The 17,864-nt window shown below is 71.9% G+C and carries 14 protein-coding genes; 11 read left to right on the forward strand and 3 right to left on the reverse strand.

What is annotated here, in order from left to right; genetic code table 11:
- Positions 1-169: 169 nt before the first annotated feature.
- The 6 genes from GA0070213_RS04400 to GA0070213_RS04425 all read left to right on the forward strand — a co-directional run bounded on the left by GA0070213_RS04400 (position 170) and on the right by GA0070213_RS04425 (position 4,445).
- Positions 170-1,570, forward strand: a complete 1,401-nt coding sequence (locus GA0070213_RS04400) for a pyridoxal phosphate-dependent decarboxylase family protein (protein WP_091057601.1) — start codon at positions 170-172, stop codon at positions 1,568-1,570.
- 26 nt (positions 1,571-1,596) lie between these two features.
- The gene (locus GA0070213_RS04405) at positions 1,597-2,202 is read left to right on the forward strand and encodes a hypothetical protein (protein WP_091057605.1); all 606 of its coding nucleotides are present in this window, start codon (positions 1,597-1,599) and stop codon (positions 2,200-2,202) included.
- 105 nt (positions 2,203-2,307) lie between these two features.
- Positions 2,308-2,709 (forward strand): hypothetical protein, encoded by a 402-nt coding sequence (locus GA0070213_RS04410; RefSeq protein WP_091057609.1) that lies wholly within the window; start codon positions 2,308-2,310, stop codon positions 2,707-2,709.
- On the forward strand, positions 2,696-3,016 hold the full coding sequence (locus GA0070213_RS04415) for a type VII secretion target (RefSeq protein ID WP_091057612.1): 321 nt from the start codon (positions 2,696-2,698) through the stop codon (positions 3,014-3,016). Before GA0070213_RS04410 ends, GA0070213_RS04415 begins: the two co-directional genes overlap by 14 nt.
- Positions 3,013-4,161: a WXG100 family type VII secretion target gene (locus GA0070213_RS04420; protein WP_245716255.1), complete on the forward strand. Its 1,149-nt coding sequence runs from the start codon at positions 3,013-3,015 to the stop codon at positions 4,159-4,161. Before GA0070213_RS04415 ends, GA0070213_RS04420 begins: the two co-directional genes overlap by 4 nt.
- The gene (locus tag GA0070213_RS04425) at positions 4,161-4,445 is read left to right on the forward strand and encodes a hypothetical protein (protein ID WP_091057616.1); all 285 of its coding nucleotides are present in this window, start codon (positions 4,161-4,163) and stop codon (positions 4,443-4,445) included. Before GA0070213_RS04420 ends, GA0070213_RS04425 begins: the two co-directional genes overlap by 1 nt.
- A 162-nt stretch (positions 4,446-4,607) precedes the next feature.
- Here GA0070213_RS04425 and GA0070213_RS04430 read toward each other — a convergent pair whose 3' ends face one another.
- The gene (locus tag GA0070213_RS04430) at positions 4,608-5,399 is read right to left on the reverse strand and encodes a class I SAM-dependent methyltransferase (RefSeq protein WP_091057619.1); all 792 of its coding nucleotides are present in this window, start codon (positions 5,397-5,399) and stop codon (positions 4,608-4,610) included.
- A 136-nt stretch (positions 5,400-5,535) separates the two neighbouring features.
- Positions 5,536-6,168: a hypothetical protein gene (locus tag GA0070213_RS31400; RefSeq protein ID WP_175441194.1), complete on the reverse strand. Its 633-nt coding sequence runs from the start codon at positions 6,166-6,168 to the stop codon at positions 5,536-5,538.
- Between the two features lie 295 nt (positions 6,169-6,463).
- Here GA0070213_RS31400 and GA0070213_RS04445 point away from each other — a divergent pair, with 295 nt between their 5' ends.
- From GA0070213_RS04445 to GA0070213_RS32485, 4 genes are all read left to right on the forward strand, one after another.
- A complete protein-coding gene (locus GA0070213_RS04445; protein ID WP_245716256.1) occupies positions 6,464-8,842 on the forward strand; it encodes a glycoside hydrolase family 3 protein in 2,379 nt (792 codons plus the stop codon).
- A 382-nt stretch (positions 8,843-9,224) separates the two neighbouring features.
- Positions 9,225-9,791, forward strand: coding sequence for an RNA polymerase sigma factor (locus tag GA0070213_RS04450; protein ID WP_091057633.1), 567 nt, complete (start codon positions 9,225-9,227; stop codon positions 9,789-9,791).
- A complete protein-coding gene (locus GA0070213_RS04455; protein ID WP_091057637.1) occupies positions 9,788-10,870 on the forward strand; it encodes a hypothetical protein in 1,083 nt (360 codons plus the stop codon). Before GA0070213_RS04450 ends, GA0070213_RS04455 begins: the two co-directional genes overlap by 4 nt.
- A gap of 232 nt (positions 10,871-11,102) precedes the next feature.
- Entirely contained in the window at positions 11,103-11,237 is a 135-nt protein-coding gene (locus GA0070213_RS32485) for a hypothetical protein (RefSeq protein ID WP_281182243.1), read from the forward strand.
- A 141-nt stretch (positions 11,238-11,378) separates the two neighbouring features.
- Here GA0070213_RS32485 and GA0070213_RS04460 read toward each other — a convergent pair whose 3' ends face one another.
- On the reverse strand, positions 11,379-17,333 hold the full coding sequence (locus GA0070213_RS04460) for a DUF4011 domain-containing protein (RefSeq protein ID WP_091057641.1): 5,955 nt from the start codon (positions 17,331-17,333) through the stop codon (positions 11,379-11,381).
- Between the two features lie 112 nt (positions 17,334-17,445).
- Between GA0070213_RS04460 and GA0070213_RS04465 the strand changes: the two genes are divergently transcribed.
- The gene (locus GA0070213_RS04465; RefSeq protein WP_139128617.1) at positions 17,446-17,790 is read left to right on the forward strand and encodes a hypothetical protein; all 345 of its coding nucleotides are present in this window, start codon (positions 17,446-17,448) and stop codon (positions 17,788-17,790) included.
- Positions 17,791-17,864 lie beyond the last annotated feature (74 nt).

The raw sequence follows: 17,864 nt of genomic DNA on the forward strand, positions 1-17,864 counted from the left end.
GGGTGTGCCATCTCGTCGGCGGGAAAGCCACCGACGGTCCGATCCATCCACGGAAACCCAGGAGTCCGTGGGTGAGCCAGCGGTCACGGGGGTCACTCAGCACTCACTCCGAGTACACCCGGCTGCCGTCGGCGCGTCCGGCCCCGCAACCTCCGGTTAGGGTGCGGCGATGGACGAGCTGCGGGAGCTGTTCCGGCGGGCCGCCGACCACGCCGCCGACTACCGGCGAACACTTGTCGAACGGCCGGTCGGGGTGCCGGTCGACCAGGCCGCGCTGAACGAGGCGTTCGCCGTCGGGCTACCGGCCGCGCCCACCCCGCCTGAGCAGGTGCTGGCGGAACTGGTGGCCGCCGCCGAGCCGGGCCTGGTCGCCACCGCCGGGCCGCGCTACTTCGGCTTCGTGGTGGGCGGCGCGTCCCCGGCCGCCACCGCCGCCGACATGCTCGCCGCCGGCTGGGACCAGATCGCGTTCAACGCGGTCACCTCACCCGCCGCGGTGGCCGCCGAGGCCGCCGCCGGTACCTGGCTCAAGGACCTGCTCGGCATCCCGGCGACCGCGTCGGTCGGCTTCGTCACCGGGGGCCAGGCCGCCAACACCGCCGGGCTCGCCGCCGCCCGCCACCAGGTGCTCGCCGACGCCGGCTGGGACGTGGAACGGCGTGGGCTGCTCGGCGCGCCGCCGGTGCGGGTGCTCGCCGGCGCCGAACGGCACGCCACCGTGGACCGGTCCCTGCGCCTGCTCGGCCTCGGCACGGACGCGGTGACGCAGGTGGCCGCCGGGCCGCAGGGCACGATCGACCCGGAGGCGCTGGCGGCGGCGTTGCGCGACGGCGGCACCGGCCCGACCGTCGTCTGCCTGCAGGCCGGCAACGTGAACACCGGCGCATTCGACGAGCTGCGTACGACGTGCGACCTGGTGCACCGGCACGGCGGCTGGGTGCACGTGGACGGCGCGTTCGGGCTGTGGGCCGCCGCCGCCCCGTCCACCCGGCACCTGGTGGACGGCGTCGAGGCGGCCGACTCGTGGGCCTGCGACGGTCACAAGTGGCTGAACCTGCCGTACGACACCGCGTTCGCGTTCTGCGCCCGACCCGACGTGCACGCGGCGGCCATGTCGTACGCGGCCGCTTACCTCGTGGGCTCCGGTGGGGTGCCGGCGGGCGCCGACCTGACCGCGGAGTCCTCGCGGCGTGCCCGTGGCTTCGCGGCCTGGGCGGGCCTGCGGGAGCTGGGCCGCGACGGCGTGGCCGTGCTGGTGGAGCGCTGCTGCGCGCTGGCCCGCCGGTTCGCCGACGGGCTGACCGCGGCCGGGTTCGAGGTGGTCAACGACGTGGTCCTCAACCAGGTGCTGGTCGGCTTCGGCGACGACGCGGCCACCGACCGGGTGGTGGCCGCCGTGCAGACCGACGGGACGTGCTGGGTGGGGGGCACGACGTGGCGGGGGCGGCGGCTGATGCGGATCTCGGTGTCGAACGCGACCACCACGGACGCGGACGTGGACCGCTCGGTGGCCGCGATCCGCCGGCTGGCCCGCCGGACGAGCGAGGGCATGCTTCACTCACGGTCGTGACGTGGCGACGGGCAGCCTCCGCGGCGGTGGCGTTGGTGGTGATCGTGGCGGCGGTCGGCGGATGGCGCTGGTGGCACCAGCACCCGCCCTACGGGCCGGAGGCACTCCATCTCCGCTCGTCGTTGGAATTCGTCACCTACGACGAGGCGCAGGCCGCGCTCGGTTCGGCGTACCAGGCGCCGGTGGCGTCCGGCGGTGACCAACTGGTGCTGGGGCGGGTGTCCTGGCAGACGCCGCCGGTACCGATGGACGCCGGATACTTCGCGCTCTTCCTCATCGACAAGCGCACCGACCTCAAACCGCCGGTGTTCGCGGTGTCCGCGCCGCAGGAGAGCATCAGCACGGGCAGCGCCGGGGTGGAGAACGGGATCTCGGATCGCTACCCCTGGTTGCGCGGCGCGGGCGATGTGCAGGTCGGCGAGCATGAGTGGCGGAACGGGGGAAGCCGGCTGGCGATCGGGGACGCCGGGGCTTCACCGGTGACGTTCGTGGCACTCTTTCCGCGCCTGGAGAGCAACCGGCAGGAGTTTCCGATCGCCACCGCGCCGGTGACGCTGCCCGACCTGCTGCTGGCGCTCGCCTACCTGGGACCCGACCACCAGGTCTACTGGGCACGGCGGCTCCAGGGCTGACCGCCGCCCCCTCCCGCCGTCCGAGATCGCCGCAGGACGGGACATACACCCAGCGCCACCGGTTGGTAGCGTAGCGGTCACCGATGTCCCCTGGGGAGGGTGGCGATGTGGGCGGACGAGGCCGCACTGGACGCGGCGGGTCGCCGCCTCGACGAGTGGGAGTCGGGCCTCGCCGCGCAGGCCGCCCGGGCGCGCGACCTCGCCGCCCGCACGCAGGCCCTGACCGGCATCGCCCGCAGTGACGACGGCCTGGTCGAGGTGACCGTCGACGCCGCCGGGCTGCTGGCCGATCTGCGGCTCGACGAACGCACCCGGCGGCACTCCGCCGCCCACACCGCCCGGCAGGTCGTGGCCACCGCCCGGGCCGCGCGCGCCGACCTGCTGCGCCGGCTCACCGAGGCGACCGCCGAGACGCTCGGCGCGGACGACCCGGCCGCGCGGGCGATCGTCGATTCCCACCGGCGGCGGCTCGACCCCGACCAGGGCCCGCCGGATGCCCGGCGGTGAGATCCTCCAGGTCGACCCGGACGACCTGACCGCCCACGCCGCCCACCTGGATCGCTGCGCCGACAGCATCGACACGGCACGCCAGGCCGGGCAGCACGTCCGGCTCGGCGCCGACGCGTACGGGCAGCTCTGCCAGATCATGCCGGTGCTGCTCGACGGCCTCCAGCGCACCCTGGTCGACGGCGTCGCCGCCGCGGCGACGTCGGTCCGGGACACCGCCGGCAAGGTCCGCACCGGCGCCGAGCGCTACCGCGCCTCCGACACCCACGCCGCACACCTGCTCGACCAGGTGCGGAACGGCCGGTGACCACCAACCCGCTGGTCGCCGGCGCGGCGGAAGGCGGCCCCAGCGCCTGGGCGGGCATCTGGATCTGCGAGGACATCGAACTCATCGCCCAGGGCGTCCGCACCGGCAGCTGGATCGACGGCAGCCTCGGCGTGGTCAGCGCCGGTCTGGACGCCCTCGCGATCGTGTCCGACCCGGCCAGCGCCCTGCTGCAGTACGGCATCGCCTGGCTCATCGAACACGTCAAGCCGCTCAGCGAGGCCCTCGACTGGCTCGCCGGTGACCCCGCCGAGATCACCGCGCACGCCCAGACCTGGCGCAACGTCGCCGCCTCGCTGCGCGAGGACGCCGCCGACCTGGCCCACGCGGTCCGCACCGAGGTCGCCGGCTGGACCGGCACCGCCGGCGCCGGATACCGCACCTGGGCCCACGAGCAGCAGCAGGCCATCACCGGGCTGGCGCAGGGCGCCGAGGCACTGGCCGCGATCACCGAGGGCGCCGCCGGCCTGGTCGCCGCCGTCCGGCTGCTGGTCCGCGACGCCATCGCCGCCTGCGTCTCCCGCCTGATCGTGTACGCCACGGAACTGGTCGCCAGCGCCGGGCTGGCGACGCCGCTGGTCGTGGAGCAGGTCACCACGACGGTGGCGTCCTGGGCGGCGCGGATCGCGCGGTTGTTGCGGGGATTGATGGCGAGCCTGCGGCGGCTGATGCCGGAGGTGCGGCGGCTCGGCGAGCTGATCAAGAAGCTGAAGCAGGCACTGAGCAGGTTGCGCCGAGCCGAACCTGATCCTCCTGGCGATCTCAGCAGAGTACGCGGCAGGGGACGCGGCCCTCGAATGCCGATGAACATGGAGGCGGTGCAGCGCATCGCCGCCAAGTACGGTGTGGATGTCTCCGACATCCAGATCACGATCAATAATCGGATGTCCGGGTTGTGCGGAGTCACCAGGGCCGATCAGTCCGTCATGCTGTGCCGAGAGGCATTCCGAAGTGAGGAGGACCTGGCGCGGACACTCGAACATGAGCGGTTCCACGTCTCGGAGCTCCGCGAGGGCCATCCCTATCCCAAGACTCGTGAAGAGGCGGACGCCTTCGAGGACCGCGCCTATGCTCGCGAGGATGAGTGGTGGCAGAGTCAACCGGTCAAACCGGAAGGAGTGGATTGATGGCTACGTTCGAAAGCTGGCTGGGCGCGTACGAGGCCGTCTATCGCACCCTGCCGGCCACATCGGACCTCCAATGCCCGAACTGCGGCCACCGAACGCTACGTGTGGTGTTCACCGGTCCCACCGGTGCGGACTACGGTTACGTCTCGTTCTGGTGTGACACCTGCCTGGAGGGCATCCACCTGTCCCGGGCACCGGTCCCGGCCGGCGTGATAGCGCGCTCCATCGACGCACCGGCAGAGGAGCGTAACAGGGGAATCCCCAACTATCGCCTGGTGACCTAGTCCGGTACTACAAGGAGTCACTCGACGCCCATGTTGACCAAGGACCTTGCGTCAGCTTCCGCGTCGATCCCGACCAGAACTCCTTGATCAACATCCGCGCGGCCTTACTGTCATCGCTCACCATGACTCTGCACGATCGCCAAGCCCGGGCCGGCCGTACGGCTACGCGTTGCGGACGCCGTACTGCAGCCAGACCCGCACCCGCTCCGTGACCTCATCCGTCCCGCCGAGAGCCTCGCGAACCTCCGCGGCGAACTCGGCCCGCTGCTGCACGGAGGGCAGCGAGTCGGCCGACATGGCGGAGAAGACACCGCCGACCATGTCGTCGACAGTAAGCGGGGCGTCGTACTCCACGCACGTCTCCGCGTACCGGTAGCCGGCCCGGACGAGCGCCTCCCGGTTGCGACGGCGGCCCGCCTCGTCGGTCTGGCAGCTCCCGGTGACGGGATGGCCGAACAACCGCTCCAGGCATCCGCGCAGCGTCTCCGACCATGCGGTGTTCTGCAGCCACAACGGCGCACCGTTGGTGACCACGGCGATGCCGCCACCGGGACGCAGCAACGGCCGCACGGCCTCGAACAGAGTGTCGCGGTCCATGAAATGGATGGCGACGGCGACAGTCAACGCGCCGACCGTCCGACCACCCAGCGGCCGGGACAGGGCGGGCAGGTCCCGGTCACCGCCAAGGATCCAGGTGGCGTTCGTCGTTCCGGCTTCCACACCGGCGCTGCGGGCAAGGGCAAGCATGTCCGGCTCCGGGTCCACGCCGAGGACCGCACCGATCCGGGCGGCGAGCGGGATGCTCAGCTGGCCGGTGCCGCAGCCTAGGTCGATCACCGTGTCCTCGACACCGAGGTGGAATGTCGCGGTGAGCGCGTCGAGCACCTCGGGTGGATAGCCTCGTCGATGCCGGGCGTAGTAGGTGGCCACCTCACCGCTGAAGCCGCTTGTCATGGCGGAAGCCTGCCCGCCGTTGGCGGTATCGGCGAGCCGTTCTGCTCAGGGCATGCGGGCGTAGCGCTGACCCGAGGGTTCAGCGGTACTGACGCCGCTGGGCGGCCGTCGAGGTCGAGTGCTACCGCATCGCGAGTCACCCCATCAACACCATTCGGGGACTACTCAAGGTACGGAGAATAGCGACATGGGCATGATGGTGGTCGCGCGTCGGGTTGACGCCCCGGCGCACGAGGTGCGATACGAGTTCGGTTTCGAGGACAGGTTCGACCGCGTTCTCATCATCGACCCGCAGACCCTCGAGGCCGTCGTCGAGGACGGTGAGTTCAACGCGGCCGCCAGCGCCATTGCTGCGAAGATCGTCAATGCGTGGCGCAGCGCTGGTGAGTTCCCACAGAGGATGCTCTTCGCGAGCTGACAGCCGTCTACCCAGGACGTGAGCGGCTACGCGTCGCGGACGCCGCACTGAGCGCGCCCAGACGAAGAGGATCCAGACCAGGCCGAGGAGTGTGTCGTCGGCGCGGGCCGCCGCGTCCAGCCGGCGGCGGCCGTGCCCGAGGTACATCAGGGCGGGAAACGCGACCAGCGCGGTCACGAACACCGCCGTGCCGGCGGCCACCACCGGCCCGGGCCACCGTGCCGCCACCGTCAACGTCCACCTCGGTAGCCCGAACAGCAGCGCGAGGATCGTGACCAGCGCCGCCCCCGACGCCAGCGGTCGCAGCGACCGTCGGGCCGGTCGCACGTGTGCGGCGTCGCCAGCTGCCATCGGCGTCCTCCCATTGGGTCCGTGCAGCATGGCACGGTCCGGGCTGGATCGACCACGCGCTGCGCCCTCCGGGAAGGGTGCCCGCCGGGATCGGAGAGCACTACCTCGGGGGGTACGGCTCATCCACCTGAGAGCGCTCCCAAGAAATCGGCCAAAGATATTGACGAGACTGATTGGCATGGTGAGGATCAAGCGGTAGCGGGGTGGAGTTCGGGCGGCCACGAGGGCTGCCAGGGACCGTTCGTCCCGCGGGAAGGACGAGATGCGATCACGCTCCCGCGTGCGGGGTCATCGCGTGCGTACCGCTCTGATCGGGGTCGGCGCCCTGGTCACGTCGTTGTTGCCGGCGCAGGCGGCCGGTGCCGCCACCGGCCCGACCGCCACCGTCACCACCGACCGGAGCGTCCACGGCCTGCCCTACATGGACGCCCGGCTACCGATCGAACGTCGGGTGGCCGATCTGCTCGGCCGGATGACGCTGACCGAGAAGATCGGCCAGATGACCCAGGCCGAGCGCGCCGCGGTCGACGCCGACCCCACCCTCGTCGCCCAGTGGCAGCTCGGCTCGGTGCTCTCCGGCGGCGGGTCCACGCCGACCCCGAACACGCCCGCCGCCTGGGTGGAGATGGTCAACAAGTACCAGGCCCAAGCGCTGAGCACCCGGCTCCAGATCCCGATGATCTACGGCATCGACGCCGTGCACGGGCACGGCAACGTGCTGGGTGCCACGATTTTCCCGCACAACGTCGGCCTCGGCGCCACCCGCGACCCGGCGCTGGCCGAGAAGGTCGGCGCCGCCACCGCCGCCGAGGTACGGGCCACCGGCATCCCGTGGGACTTCGCGCCGTGCGTCTGCGTGAGCCGCGACGAGCGCTGGGGTCGCAGCTACGAGAGCTTCGGCGAGGACCCGGCGCTGGTGGGCCGGATGGAAACCGTCATCGACGGCCTCCAGGGCCGCTCGCCGCGCCGGCTCGCCTCCGACGACCATGTCCTGGCCACCGCCAAGCACTTCGCCGGTGACGGCGACACCCAATACGACACGACCGTCGCCGAGGCCAACAAGACCAAGCCCTGGTACGACCAGAAGTACCCGATCGACCAGGGCATCACGGCCACCAACCGGCAGGACTTCAACCGGATCGACCTGGCGTCCTACGTCACCGCCGTCAAGCGCCACAACGTCGGCAGCGTCATGCCATCGTTCTCCAGCGTGGACTGGACCGAAGACGGCGTCGGAAACCCGATCAAGATGCACGCCGACAAGGACCTCATCACCGGCACCCTGAAGGGACAGCTCGGCTTCGACGGGTTCCTCATCTCCGATTGGGAGGGCATCCACCAGATCCCCGACCCGGCCGACCCGACCAACGGCGGCCTGACCGCGTACAAGGTACGCGCCGGGGTGAACGCGGGCACCGACATGTTCATGGAGCCCAACACGGCCAAGCAGTTCGAGGACCTGCTGCTCGCCGAGGTCACCGCCGGTCGGGTCAGCCGGGCTCGGATCGACGACGCGGTCGCCCGGATCCTCACCGCGAAGTTCAAGCTCGGCCTCTTCGAGCACCCCTACGCCTCGGCCGACAACATCGACCAGGTCGGCAGCGCCCAGCACCGGGCGCTGGCCCGCACCGCGGCGGCCGAGTCGCAGGTGCTGCTGAAGAACAGCGGCAAAGTGCTGCCGCTGCGCAAGAACGCCAAGCTGTACGTGGCCGGCCGCAACGCCGACGACATCGGCAACCAGGCCGGTGGCTGGACCATCACCTGGCAGGGCCAGTCCGGCGACATCATCCCGGGCAGCACCATCCTGGACGGCATCAAGCAGGTCGCCCCGGGCGCCCAGGTCACCTACAGCGCCGACGCGTCCGCCCCGACGAACGGCGCCGACGTGGGTGTCGTGGTGGTCGGCGAGACCCCGTACGCCGAGGGCTACGGCGACGTGGGTGGACCCGAGTGCGGTTTCTGCGCCACGCCGCAGCAGGAGGAGAAGTCGCTGTCACTCCAAGCGTCCGACAAGGCGACCATCGACAAGGTGTGCGCCGCGATCAGCAAGTGTCTCGTGCTGGTCGTCTCCGGCCGCCCGCAGGTGCTCACCGACCAGCTCGGTGAGATCGACGGCCTGGTCGCCTCCTGGCTGCCCGGCAGCGAGGGCACCGGCGTCGCCGACGTGCTGTTCGGTAAGCGGCCGTTCACCGGCCGGCTGCCGGTGAGCTGGCCGGCCGCCGAGTCCCAGGTGCCGATCAACGTGGGCGACGCGAACTACCGGCCGCTCTACCCGTACGGCTGGGGGTTGCGCACCGGCTCGGCGCGGGACCGGCTGCGGGCGGCGCTGCGCGGCCTCGGCGACGACCACCGGGACCGCGACCTCCGCGCCGCGGTCGAGCACCTCGACGCGGCGCTGACCGGGCGGAACTGGAATCCGGACGGTTCGGTGCGCGACGCCGGGCGGGTCCACGGGGCGCTGAGCGCCGCGCTGGCGTCGCTGGGTCGGTCGCACCGGGACACCGGTGCGCTTGTCGATGCCATCCTGGCGGTCGTGCGGGACCGGGCACAGGCGGCCGTGGTGGCCGGCACGGCACCGCAGGGTTGGCAGTCGTTGATCGCCGACGCGGACCAAGCGGCGCAGACCGGCGACGCGGCGAAGGCGTTCACCCTGCTGCGTCGGGCGGCCGGCTAGGCGATCCGGTCAGTGGGCCGGGCGGCTCAACCGCCCGGCCCGCTTCGGCACAGTGGAGGCTGGGTCGAGCCGGCGGCCTCCGCTTCGGGAATCGACGAGCAGACAGGCCCCCCGGAGCGGGAAATGGCCTTTGACCTGCGTGGGCGATACTGAGATCGAGCCAGTGGCCTATTCGGTGTCATCGAGGAGGTCACGCGTGATTCCTGGCGGAAACGACCGCCCCGACCTGGGGTTCCAGGCCCTTCGAGCGCTGTCCCGGTCGCTGTCATCCCGCATTTCAGCGCTCCCATCTGCTCCCTGATGGTCGGAGCCGGCCTGGCGAACTGCGCGAATCCTGGTTCGGGCTTGTCACGATGGGCGCTCGACCGGACATGGAGTAGACGTGAGCCCCGGGACTGAGCACGAGGATCGCTTCCGACGCGTCTACGCGGTCAACTTCGAGCCGCTGCTGGCGTACGCGATGCGGCGCGTCGGGCAGCCCGATGACGCCGCCGACGTGGTCGCCGAGACCTTCCTCGTCGCCTGGCGGCGCAGCCGTGACATGCCGCCCGAGAGCGAGGCCCGACTGTGGTTGTACGGCGTGGCCCGGCGGGTGCTGGCCAACCACCACCGGGGCGGAATGCGCCGGGAACGGCTGGGTGAACGGTTGCGGCAACGGCTCAGGGTCGCCGTCGCCGTCGACCCGGGCAGCGAGGTACCCGAGCGGCTCACGGTCCAGGCCGCGCTGGCCCGGCTGGGTGAGTTGGACCGGGAGGTGTTGATGCTGACCTTCTGGGAGGGCTTGGAGCCGCGGGAGGCCGCGGCGGTCCTTGACGTGAAGGCGGCTGCCGTCCGTACCCGGCTGTCGCGGGCCCGGGCCCGGTTGCGCGAACTCATCGGTGACGACCTCGGCCCGCCCGGACATGTACTCGACGTCATGGCCGTACGCACCGCCGAGGAGGGCAGATGACCGACGAGCACCTCGACCGGATGGTCCGAGACGCCGACCCGTACCGACCCGGTGTCATCAGGCACCTCGACGGGGCCGCGCAGAACCTCCTGGAGGACATCATGTCCGTGCCGACCCTCGACCCCGTCGCCGAACCGCCGGGCAAGCGATTCCGGGCGCGCCGCAGCGTTATGGGTGGCCTCGCCGGCGCAAGCGTCGCGGCCACCCTTCTCGCCGGTGTCCTGACCGTCTCGATCATGAAGTCCGACCAGCCGGAAGGGCGACCGGCCAACCCGGCGGTCACCTCCGCCGCGACGGACCCGGTCACGCGTTCGGCGATGGTGCTGAAAGCTGCCGAGGAGAACCCCCGGCTGTTGATCGACCAACCCGGTTGGAAGGCGACCACGGTCTACGGTTTCGCCGAAAAGACGGGCACCATCGGGTTCAGCAACGGCGCACGGCAGGTGGAGATGAACTGGTACCCGGCCGACCAGTACGACGGCTACCACCAGGATCGGCTGCACGTCAGCAAGCCGGAGCCGGTGAAGGTCGACGGCTGGCCGGCGGACCTGTTCCGATACAGCGCCAGCGACTTCGCGGTCATGCTCCGGCCCCGCGACGGTTCCTTCGTCGAACTGCGTACCGGGGGCACCTGGACGCGCAGCGAGTTCGATCGGGTTCTCGCCGACGTGGTGCGCGTCGACGCGCGTACGTGGCTGGCCGCGCTCCCGGCGGAGGTCGTCACGCCGAAGCGGGTGGACGCGCAGGCGGCCAAGGTGCTCGCCGACGTGCCGCTGCCTCCCGGCTTCGACACCAGCATGCTGAGCGATGTCGGCACCAACGATGCCTACCAGTTCGGTGCCAAGGTGACCAGCCGAGTTGGCTGCGCGTGGATCGCCGAATGGCTGCGCGCGAACAAGGCCGGAGACGACGCCGCCCGCCAACGGGCCGCTGAGGCGTTGCGCAGCAGCCACAAGTGGACGGTGCTGCACCAGATGAACGAGGAGGGTGACTGGCCGGAGGTGTTCTGGGAGACCGCCGACAAGGTGGCCGCCGGAAACCCGCCGGCCGAGTACCAAGCGGCGCTTGGCTGCGAGTAGCCGTCCCGGATCGCCCGACATCTGGCGGGTAGGGCGCTGGGGATCAGCGAATCCTCAGCGCCCGACGCCTGCCCTACGTCTGAAGCCGAACTGGGCTTGTCATCGATCTCGCACCGATCAGGGCGATGGTCCGTAAGGTGATCACGGACCTCACCGGCGAGCTGGAGCCGACCAACCCGACGGCTGTTCCACACGCTGATCATCGAACCACCCGAGCCTCGCCGTCGGGTGCGTGACTTCGTCCGGGGCTTGCTGGCGCCGCCCGGATCTCGTCGAGTACCACCGGATCGACGGAACCGCGCACGCCGAGGCGGGGAACATCGACGTGCTCCGCGCGTTCCTGACCCGGACCATCGACGTGCCATGACCACGGTCGGGCCGGCGACCGTCGCACTGCCCGAGCCCGGCAACGCCAGCCCTGGGATGACCCGCATCGGGGTGGACCGGGAGGATGCTTGAGGGCGAGCGAGGCCTCTTCCGGCATTGTGGGCAGGGCGAGCGGGAAGCGTCAGCCGAGCGTGAGGCGTCGCTCTGGGTCCAAGCGGATCCGTCCGCTGGTCACCGCGACGTGCAGGCCGTAGCGCAACAACCGGTCGATCTTCTCGGTGCGCCGCCGGTAGCCCAGGCGCTCCAGTCCCGCACGCACCAGCCGGTCCTCGTCCATGCTCGGGTAGCCCTGAAGCACGTGCACGAACGCGTTCGCCACCTCCTCCGGCGGCACCTCCTCGAAGGCCCGGTCGTTGCTCACCTGCGTGACCCGGTACGCGTGCCAGCCCTGCGGGTCCGTCCCCTCGGGCCAGGCGTACCGCCCGACCGTCGGGTGGTCGTGGAGCCGGCGGGCGTCGACCAGCGAGAGCACGGCGAGCCGCCGGTCCTCCCGGGTGCGCAGGAAGCCGAAGCGGGCGAGTGCCAGGCGGGCCAGCCGGTGCTGCTCGATCGGCCCCTCGACCTCGATGATCTCCCGCAGCGCCTCCCGCACCAGGCTGCGTGTCCGCTGGTCGGTGGCGAGCAGGTCGAGGTCGGCCTGGTCGCCGAGCGGCGTCGGGGCGTACGGGACGAACGGCCGGACCTCGACGGTGCCGGCGGCCGCCGACGACGCGACCGACACCGGGGCCGGCGCGGCCGGCAGCGACTCGACCGTGGCCGGTGCGGCGACGAGGCTCGTCACCGGCAGCGGCCCGGGGTCCCCGAGGGACACCTCGGCCGCAACGGGCTCGCGAGGCGATGGCACCTCGACCTCGCCGGGAGGCGCCACCGGTTCGTCGACCCGGGTGACCGGCTCGTCGGCGCGGGTGACCGCCTCGTCGACGCGGTCGAGCAGCGCGGCCCGGTCGTGGATCCACGCCGGCAGCCAGAACCGCACCACCTCGGGCCAGCCCATGATGTGCCGCAGCAGCGCCGGGGCCGAGTCCCGGTCGGCCACCGTCGGGCGGGCGCTCCAGTCGGGACCGTCGAGCATGACCGCGACCTGCCACCGCGCCGAACCGGGCCGCCGCACGGCGAGGTCCACGGTGAAGTCGGACAGGCCGTGGGCGACGCGTACCTCGTGGCCGCGTTCGCGCAGCGCGGCGGCCACCTCGTCGCGGACGCGGCTGCGCCGCTCGGTCCGGTCGGTGGCCAGGTCACCGAGCCGGTCGGGGCCGGCGGCGGCCATCTCGCAGTACGCCCGCAGGTGCTGGGTACCCACGGCCGAGGTGCGGGACAGGTCGATGTCGGACGGGTCGAAGGACGAGAACAGCACCACCTGCCGGCGGGCCCGGGTGATCGCCACGTTGAGCCGACGCTCGCCGCCGGCCTGGCTGAGCGGGCCGAAGTTCAGCGGCAGCCGCCCGGTCTCGGGGTTGGTGGAGAAGGCCAGCGAGAACAGGACGACGTCGCGCTCGTCGCCCTGCACGTTCTCCAGGTTCTTGACGAAGATCGGTTCGGCGACCCCGTCGGTGAGTTGTTCCCGAACGAGCGGGTCGGCGGTCTCCTCCAGCAGGTTGAGGATGAGGTCGCGCTGCTGGATGTTGAAGGTGACCACGCCGATCGACTGCCCGGCGGTGCCCGGGTCGTGCAGGCGGCGGGTGATGTCGGCGAGGACGGCCCGCGCCTCTACCTCGTTGGTCCGCGAGCCACCCCGGTCGTAGCGGCCGTCGACCCGTCGCCAGGTGACGCCGGCGGAGCCGCTGACGCCTGGCGACGGGAGGCTGGAGAGCTTGTTGTCGTAGTAGTACCGGTTGGAGAAGGCGATCAGGGACTCGTCGTGGCTGCGGTAGTGCCAGGACAGCCACCGCTGCGGTAACCCGGACTCGACGGCCTCGCTGAGGATGCTCTCCAGGTCCTCCAGCACCGGCTCCTCGCCGTCGTCGGCGTCGTCGACGGTGTGGCTGGCCTGCATGAAGCTGCTGGGCGGCATCTGCCGGGAGTCACCGACGACGACCACCGCCCGGCCGCGTCCCATCGCGCCGACCGACTCGGCGACCCGGATCTGCGACGCCTCGTCGAAGATCACCAGGTCGAACCGCTGGCTACCGGGGGCGAGGAAGTTCGCCGCGGAGGCGGGGCTGACCAGCACGCACGGCGTCAGGGCCAGGACCGCGTCCGGGTAGCGCTCGAACAGCTCCCGGAAGGACCGGCCGCCGCGCTTGCGACGCAGTTCCGCCGCGAAGTCGGCGAAGCGTCCCCGCCGGTCGGTCGGGCTGAACGGGCGGCGGCGAACCAGCACCGACGGCAGGTGTTCGGGCAGCGCCGCACGAAGCTCACCGGCGGCGGTCTCGAACTGGGCGATCTCGTCGTCGTGCAGCTCCGGGTCGAAGTACTGCAGGCCGCCGGCCCGGACCCGCTCGGCGAGGGAGGCCTCGGCGACGCCCCGCCGGTAGGTCTCCTCGGCGAACTGCCCGGTCACCTCGCCGCGCAGCAACCGGTCGCGGTAGTCGGTGAGGCCGGCAGTGGCGAGCACGTCGGCGTGGCCGAGCACGGTGGCCCACCGGCGCAGCGGGAACAGTTCCTCGGCGCGCAGCTCGTGCGGCCAGGTCGCGCCGTCGCGTTCCCAGGCGTCGAGCCAGTGCCCGCCGGCGGCCCACAGCGCCAGCTCCTGCTCCCCGGAGCGCAGCACCCCACGCCAGGCCCGCCAGCGGGAGGCGACCCGGTCGAGAAGCGCGGCGTCGGTGTCGGCGACGCCGCGCCGGAACAGCTCCCAGGCCTGCGGGTGCCGGGCCAGCAGCACCCGACCGGCTCGGGTCGCCTCGACCGCGGCGGCGAGCCGCCGCGGCGCGTCCGGGTCGGTGGGCAGCCACCCGGGCAGGTGCAGCCCACCCAGCGCGGCCATCTGCCGGTGCAGCGCCGCGGCCTGGGCCTGGGCGGCGACCAGACGGCCGGTGCTCACCTCGACCTGCTCGGCGTCGAGCGTCGCCCCGGCCACCAGGTGCACGGCCAGCCTGTCCACCACGGCCTGCCGGCGTTTGCGCTTACCGAAGACCTTCTTCGCCACCTCCTGCGCCTCGGCGTGCCAGGCGGCCAGCTCCGGGCGCGCGTACACATCGGGTCGGAACGTGGCCAGCTCACCGGCGAAGGCCTGGTGGAAGCCGGCCACCTCCGCCTGGAGGCGAGCCACCGCCTCGTCCCAGCGCCGATCGCCGGCCCGCGCGGTGGTCTCCCGGTCCGGCAGCATGCCGCGTACGGCCAGCCAGGCGCCGGCCAGCAGCTCGCCGACCGCCTCCGGGGCCGGCAGCGTCCGCAGCAGCTCGACCAGGTGCGGGCGGGTGGCCAGGTCGGTCCGGACGCGTTCCAGGTCGACGGCGATCTCGGCGAGTGCCGCGGCGTGCAGCCCGTCGAGCGCGCGGCACCCGCTCAACGCCCACGGGTGCGCCGGCCGGATTCGCGCCGAGCGGGCGGCGGCCGGGAACTCACGCAGCGTGCGCTGCACCGCGGCCCGCGTCTCGTCCGGCGCGTGCAGATAGCTCACCGGGATGACGGCGACCGGCCCGTCGCCGTACGCGAGGACCTGCTCGTAGGCCGACCAGAGAGACATCCCGACCGGGTTGGCGGTGTGGACCTGCTCCGGATACTCGACCAGCGGCGCGAGCCGGGTCCGGTAGGCGGTCTCGACGGCCGTCCAGGTGCCGTCGCCGCCCGAATCGTACTGGTCCAGGGCGTCGCGCAACTGCTGGCGGATCGCGTTGAGGGACTGCTTGCGCCCGTGCAGGTCGAGCGCGAACGGCCCGAGACCGATCTGCTTCAGCCGCCGCTTCACCACCTCCAGCGCGGCCTGCTTCTCGGCGACGAAGAGCACGGACCGGCCGGCGGCGACCGCCCGGGCGATCATGTTGGTGATGGTCTGCGACTTGCCGGTGCCCGGAGGTCCTTCGAGGACGAACGACTGGCCGCGCTCGGCCATCACGATGGCCTGCATCTGCGAGCCGTCGGCGGGGATGGGCAGGTGCAGCTCCGCCTCGTCGACGGTCGCCTCCGCCTGGTCCTCCGGTCGCGCCGGGTCGTCGAACGTGGCGCCGGAGGACTCCACCAGGTGCCGCACCACCGGGTTCTCCAGGAAACGCGGCCAGTGCTCGCCGAGGTCCCGCCACATCTGGAAGGTGGAGAACTGCAACAGCCGCAGGCTGGCGGACTCGTCGATGCGGTAATTGAGCCGGTTGTCGACCAACCCGGTGTTGATCGCGGCGAGCGTCTTCGCCACGTCGATGCCGTGCTCGTCGCGGACCGGCTGTTCCAGCTCCGGGATGCGGACGCCGTGCTTGACCCGCAGCCACTCGACCAGGCAGTGATTCGGGCTGGCCACCTCGGCGCCGTCGATGACCATCGCGTACGGGCGGCGACCGGTGCCGCCCTCGATGCGCACCGGCAGCAGGAACAGCGGCGCGTACGCCTCTCCCCCGGTCGCCCGGGGATGCACCAGCGTGCCGATGGTCAGATAGAGGTAGTTGCTGCCGGTCTCCTGCTCCATCGTGCGCGCCTCACGCTGCAACGCCCGCATTACGGTCTTGTAGCGAGCCTCGGTGACCGCACCGTAGACCCGACGGTCGGTACGCAGGTCCCGGGTGAGGATGTCGGCGTCGAGGTCCTGGGCCCGACGCGCGCCGGCCAACTCGTGGACACGGCTGATGTCGTCCTGCGGAATGACCTGCACCTGACGGCCGTCATGGATGAGGTCGTCGAGCAGGGCCAGCGCGCCGGCCGGCACGTGCAGCTCCAGGCCGCGGCCCCGCTTCGGCAGGTTGAGCAGCGGGTTGCGCAGGCTCAGGTCGAGCAGCGACTTGCGCCACTGCTGGATACGCGCCGGTGACCCGTCGGCGGGCTGCGGCACCTCCTCGCCCTCGTCGGCGAGCCGGCGCAGCTTGGCCGCAGCCACCCCGGCCGGCAGATCCAGCGACGCCTCGACGGTGGCGCCGTCGGACGGCGCGGCGTCAACCGGCGCGACCAGCTCGTCGGCGGACGGCAGTGGCCGGATGCCGGAGCGGTGGGCCAGGTGGACGTCGACCACCCCCAGCAGCCGGTGGCCGTCGCCGCGGAAGTGACCGAGTCCGACGCGTACCGCCTCGGTGAACGTCGCGCTCTGGGCACCCGGTCCGACCCGGGTCAGCTCGACCGGCACCGCCCGGCCCGAGTCGACCATCGAGGCGAGCATGTTCGTCTCGGTCACCGCCGCCGCGCTGAGCCGCTCCTCCTCCAGCAGGAAACCACCGAACGCGTGCCCCTCGCTGACGAAGACCAGCGGGTGCAGCCCGGCCGCCTCCAGGCAGGCGGCGTACGTGACGGACAGGTCGAGGCAGTTGCCGAGCCGCCCGTCCAGCACCGCCGCCGTGGTCCGTACCTTCTGGCCGGTGTTCTCGAACGACGCCGGCAACGTCTGGTAGGTGATTTCCAACCGGCGCAGCGCCTCGTAGACGGCGCCGGCGATCAGCGCCGCCCGCTCCGACCCCTCCTGATAGCCCTGCAACGACCCGGAACCGGTACGCGCCAACAGCAGCCGCGCCGCCGACCGCAGCACCGCGTCCACCGCGCGGGTGTTCGGCTGCACGAACGCGGCCAGGCTGTCGTAGAGGACGGGACTGTTGAACCACTCGTTGTGCGCGAGCACGCGCGACGGGGCGACCAGGCTCAGCGGCCTGCCGTTCGCCTCGACGGTCAGGCGGTAGTCGACGGGGAACGCCTCGTCGGTGCGGTAGAGCAGCGCGCGGTCGGGGGTGAGGTCCCGGAAGTCGTCCCAGCCGGTGCCGGCGCCGGGCCGCAGCGGTCGGGTGAGGGTCCGCCTCCACGACTCGGCGAGGGCGCCGTCCGGGCCGAGCAGCTCCAGCGTGAGGGTCACGTCCGCCAGCGGCTCGGCGCCCCGGTTGGTCAGCGTGAGGTGCCGGACCAGCGGCACCCGGTTGTGCACCAGGGCGGCGTTGATCGCCGGCTGCACGAGCAACGCGACGGCGAGCTGGTCGTCGTCGGCGGTGAATTGCGCGAAGACGCTGTCGGACATGGGCGTTACTCCAGGTGGCGAGGCCAGGAAGCGCCCAGCCTAGCGGTCGGCCGTTCGGTGGAGCCGCCCCCGGCCGATCTTGATCGTCGTACCGCTCGGGCAGGATGACGCCGTGACGACGCACCACCAGGTTTACGGCCACGCCACGCATCACGACTGCCTCGCCTTCGTCGACGCCGACGACGAACCCTTCGACCTGACCGAGGTGGGTGCGGTGGTGGACGGGCGGTGGCCGCGGATGGTCACCACCCGCGCGTTCGACGCGCTGCCGCAGGACCTGCGGGAGACGTACGGCCGGCGCGAGCTGACCGTGCACGACGGCGACTACCTGGAGATCCCGCTCGACCGCGAGGACGAGCTGGTGGCGGAGCTGCGCGGGCGTGGCTACCAGGTGACCCGCGACGACGACCTGGTCAACCTGCTCGACGGCAGGGGCCTCGGCGCGCTGGCCAGCTGAGGGCGGCGCATCCGACGCCATCACCGAAGAACTTGTTCAGAGTTGGTCGCAACGACCGTTGGTGGCGGCGGCAC

It is taken from the genome of Micromonospora humi, from assembly GCF_900090105.1.
GTDB lineage: Bacteria > Actinomycetota > Actinomycetes > Mycobacteriales > Micromonosporaceae > Micromonospora > Micromonospora humi.

Excerpts from the sequence above, each read along its gene's own strand:
- GA0070213_RS31400 (WP_175441194.1), bottom strand. The coding sequence starts at position 6,168 with ATGGCAGCTGGCGACGCCGCACACGTGCGACCGGCCCGACGGTCGCTG.
- GA0070213_RS04410 (WP_091057609.1), top strand. The coding sequence starts at position 2,308 with ATGTGGGCGGACGAGGCCGCACTGGACGCGGCGGGTCGCCGCCTCGAC.
- GA0070213_RS04425 (WP_091057616.1), top strand. The coding sequence starts at position 4,161 with ATGGCTACGTTCGAAAGCTGGCTGGGCGCGTACGAGGCCGTCTATCGC.
- GA0070213_RS04415 (WP_091057612.1), top strand. The coding sequence starts at position 2,696 with ATGCCCGGCGGTGAGATCCTCCAGGTCGACCCGGACGACCTGACCGCC.
- GA0070213_RS04460 (WP_091057641.1), bottom strand. The coding sequence starts at position 17,333 with ATGTCCGACAGCGTCTTCGCGCAATTCACCGCCGACGACGACCAGCTC.
- GA0070213_RS04455 (WP_091057637.1), top strand. The coding sequence starts at position 9,788 with ATGACCGACGAGCACCTCGACCGGATGGTCCGAGACGCCGACCCGTAC.
- GA0070213_RS04430 (WP_091057619.1), bottom strand. The coding sequence starts at position 5,399 with ATGACAAGCGGCTTCAGCGGTGAGGTGGCCACCTACTACGCCCGGCAT.
- GA0070213_RS04400 (WP_091057601.1), top strand. The coding sequence starts at position 170 with ATGGACGAGCTGCGGGAGCTGTTCCGGCGGGCCGCCGACCACGCCGCC.